The following is a 3,907-nucleotide window of genomic DNA, read 5'->3' on the forward strand; positions in this document are numbered from 1 at the left end:
AAGTTGTGTTCTTGGTCATCAATCCGTACTCGAAAACGATCATGACGAATATAAAACGCATGTAAAATTTTATCTGGCCGAGCCATATACATCGCCATTTCCGGATAAAAAAATCCTGTAGTTTGAAAATCAGCTCTAAACTCAATTAGCTTTTGAAGCTCAGGCATATACGCTTGCTCAAAAAGTGCTATACGCCCCTGCTCTTTTAAACGGTTCACCATTTTATAAGCAGCCATTAGCATTTCTAATAAAGTTGCATATGTTGTTTTTCGATTTTTAATAAAAATAAAATGTTTTAAATAATTATTTAAACCAAAAATAAAATATTTATCTTCGAGGCATATTTTAGTGAGTTCATTTGTACAATAACTTAACCAATGATCATGGTATTTTTCATATCTCTTTTCAATAAAACATTCAAACATTAATTTAACGGTTTCTAATAATCTAGAATCTTGGTTAATTTGATATAACCTTAACAAAGCTAAAGCAGCCTCACCATCATAATAAATAATTCTGAATTTTTCTTTTAAATCATAATCTGGATAATTTAATACATGAGTTGTTGAACCATTTGAATCTATTAATTTTAAAATACCATTTGCAAGTTTCTCTGCATATTTTTGATAATCCGCTTTTTGAGTAATTTCTTGATATTTAGTTAACATTAAAATGGCGGCCGCATTGGCACCTAATTTGATTTCGAATTCCCCTTCTTTACCATCAATCATAAAGGCAGTTTCTAAGTCTTTTTCTTTATAAAAGTTGGCCAGTGCATAGTGAATGGCAGCATGTATTTTGGGCCAATATTCTGGCTTGCTCTGCACCTCAAAAGTTTCTAGTAAGGCATATACTGAGGTACAGTGGCGCACTGTATTGTAGTTACGAATGTCCCGATCATAGGCAGAGAAATAGCCATAAATAAATTTGCCATTTTCTTGAATCTGGTCATGCAGAAATGCCGAATTTTGCTCAATTAGATGCTGAAAATGCTGTTTTTTATTGCTTGAAATTCCTCTAATTCCATTTACATCATAACCACTCGCTAAGTTAATAAATTCCTCATTTTCATAAAATGCTGCGTAGGTATCAAAAGTCCAAATGTCTTGCAGTTCTTGTAATTTAATCTGTGGTTTTGGAGCGTTATATTTTTGCTTAACGGCATAATTTAGGTTTGTTTCATCAAAAAAGTTCGGTTTGTCGTAGCTCAAGCCTCGAATGATTGCTTTTCCATAAATCTCTTGTTCGAGAAAAGCTACTGAACAGTGTTCATCAAATCCAATCCCTTTACGGTAGTGGTTGTTGTGAAATTGATGGTGAACCTGTTGCTCTACTTCCTTCCAAGCTTGTTTCGTCAAGTTATATGCCACATCAATTTTTATATAATCATCCAGCGGTGACTGTGCAAACTGTTCATTAATAAAATCTAATAATTGTTTTTTGGCCTGCTCTAAATTTGTTTTCTCACTGTGCCAAACGCTACATCTCTGGTCTTTAGGACCATAAGATAAAAATAAAATAATATCCTGTTTAAGACTCGGAACGTGCTGAACAACTTGTTCTAACCAAAGGTTCATTTTTCTTTGGAATTTTAAAAATGCCGTCACTCGAATTTAGTCCCTATTCGTTAATTGTTGTTCTATAAAATTTTCAATACATCATAGCACGGAGAAATTAAAAACTAGATTAACGTATTGTTTAAACATAAAAAAAGAGCCCGAAGGCTCTTTTTTATAAATCGATTGTCAGATTAGAAAATGATTTGACCATTATTGATCAAGTCATTCAATGTGACTGGACCTGTGAGGTTAGTCAATTGAAGCAATGGTGTTTCAGTATAAGTACCTTCGATGAGTAATCCACCATCACGGTCTACGCTGATTGTCGCAGTATGAGTACCAGCATCATAACTTACTGTCACATATTGACCAATTGTTAAGTTAGTTTGAGAACCAATTAACAAGTTACTTAAGTCAATCTTGTCAGCCTGATCATCCGTCGCAGTATTACCTACATGGAAGTCAGTCCATACATCTACACCACCTGTTACGTTACCACCAGTTGCGTTAGTAACACTTGCAGCTGTTAATGTATTGTAGATCAAAGTATCCGAGCCGTTACCAAGAGTAAATGTATCATTTGCCGCAGTACTTACTGCAAGACTATTCAACTCTTGACTCAAGTTAATCGTCAATGAAGACACATATTCACTGCCATCAATCACTGAAACCAACTTGTAATCAACCACATCAACTGTAGCATTTGCAGCGCTGTCTAATGGTTTGTAGAAGTAAGAACCATCATTGTATAGATACAATGTGCCTTCACCTGTATTCACTCCTTGACCAGCAGCTAGCTCATAAGTGCCAGTTGTTGAGTTCATTACATAGAGCTGAGTACCTTCTACGACATCATTAGTAAGTACGTTTCCAGTAATCCAGTCTGTTTGACCATCTGGTGTATATTGGTCTAGATGCGTAGTTGTTGTATTAACTACAGAATCTAGAGTCACAGTACCTAGAGAAAGCAAACTTGATAAACTAAATACTACACGGTAAGTTCCTGCTGACAAATGAGATACATCTGCCGAGAATGCCGGAGCACCGAGTACACCTGCCAATGCAGTTGATGAACCTGAATAAACCGTATCTACCCATACTCCTCCAACGAACTGTTGAATTGTATATCCAGTCGTTGGAAGTGCTGACAAGCTCAATGATGCAGTGTAATTCAACTGTACATGTACATCACTGACTGTATTTGCAGCTACCACAAACTGGTTTGAAGTTACTGTGCTGCTTAATACAGGTAATGGTGGGAAGCCGGCAAGGTTACCGATGGTCACATTACCACTTGTAACATCCACAAGTGGGTCTACCACTGGCGCCATGCTGATCGTTGCATCATCTGTATCAGCTGTCACCGCAGGTGTTGGAAGTGTAGCATCTGCCGAAGGATCTGCTGTATTCCAAGTTACATCAACATCTGGTGAACCAACTTGAACATGTAATGTCGCTGTATCAGTTCTACCAGTAACTGGATCTGTGACTGTGTAAGTGAAGCTATCAACTTTACCTACATTCGCCATATTTGCAGTTGCTTGGTAGCTATAAGTACCGTCTGAATTAATAATCAAACTACCATATGCACCTATGATCGTTGTTGGAGTACCTACTACAACAGCCTCTGTATTACCATTTTCCGCTGTAACCGTAGTTACTACTGAAGTTGTCGTAATATAGTCTGGTACATAGTTTGTACCATAAACAGCAGAGTTATCATCAGCGAGTACATTACCAATCACAGGATCAACAACTAGTACAGGAGGCTGAGTAATATCACCATGATTTAGGGTGATATCCGCAGTAACATTACCTAGAGCTGTTAGAAGAGTATTACTTTCCATGAACAATTCATAAGTACCAGCACTTAAGTTATCAATCTTGAATTGAACTTCAGAACCAAAGATACCTAACAAATCAATCACGCCAGTATCAGAACTATCAGCAACTACTGTACGAGAGCCGTCTGGATTTACTCGGGTTAATACCACATGTAAACCATCGACAACCGTAGCAACCGAACCGAAGTTCACTGCAATAATCGCATCAGTGAGGTGACCTGGATCAACTGTAAATGTCGCTGTACCTTCTTTAGAACCGATAACAATTCCACCTACACCGAGTAACCAGTTATAGCTGATCGCATTATCAAGTACCTCAGTGGTTACTGGATACACCATGTCAATCGTTGCTGAAGCAACGTTATCCATTGCATCAACAGGAACTGGGCTTGTGATAACAGCAGGTTGAGATGGATCATTAGGGTTCCAAGTCATATCCACACTATCACTATCCAAGTGAACATATAGAGTCGCTTGCGAACTATTGCCCGTAACTGGATCGAG

General features: G+C 37.5%; 2 protein-coding genes. Both read right to left on the reverse strand.

Translation table 11 applies throughout. The features are described from left to right. On the reverse strand, positions 1 to 1,607 hold a 1,607-nt coding region (locus UC75_RS08710), incomplete at its 3' end, for a poly alpha-glucosyltransferase (protein ID WP_049837365.1). A 143-nt stretch (positions 1,608 to 1,750) separates the two neighbouring features. After that, positions 1,751 to 3,907, reverse strand: a 2,157-nt coding sequence (locus UC75_RS20840) for a type I secretion C-terminal target domain-containing protein (protein ID WP_228137186.1), incomplete at its 5' end; no start/stop codon positions are given.

The organism is Acinetobacter sp. V2, from assembly GCF_001188385.1.
GTDB classification, from domain to species: Bacteria; Pseudomonadota; Gammaproteobacteria; order Pseudomonadales; family Moraxellaceae; genus Acinetobacter; species Acinetobacter oleivorans.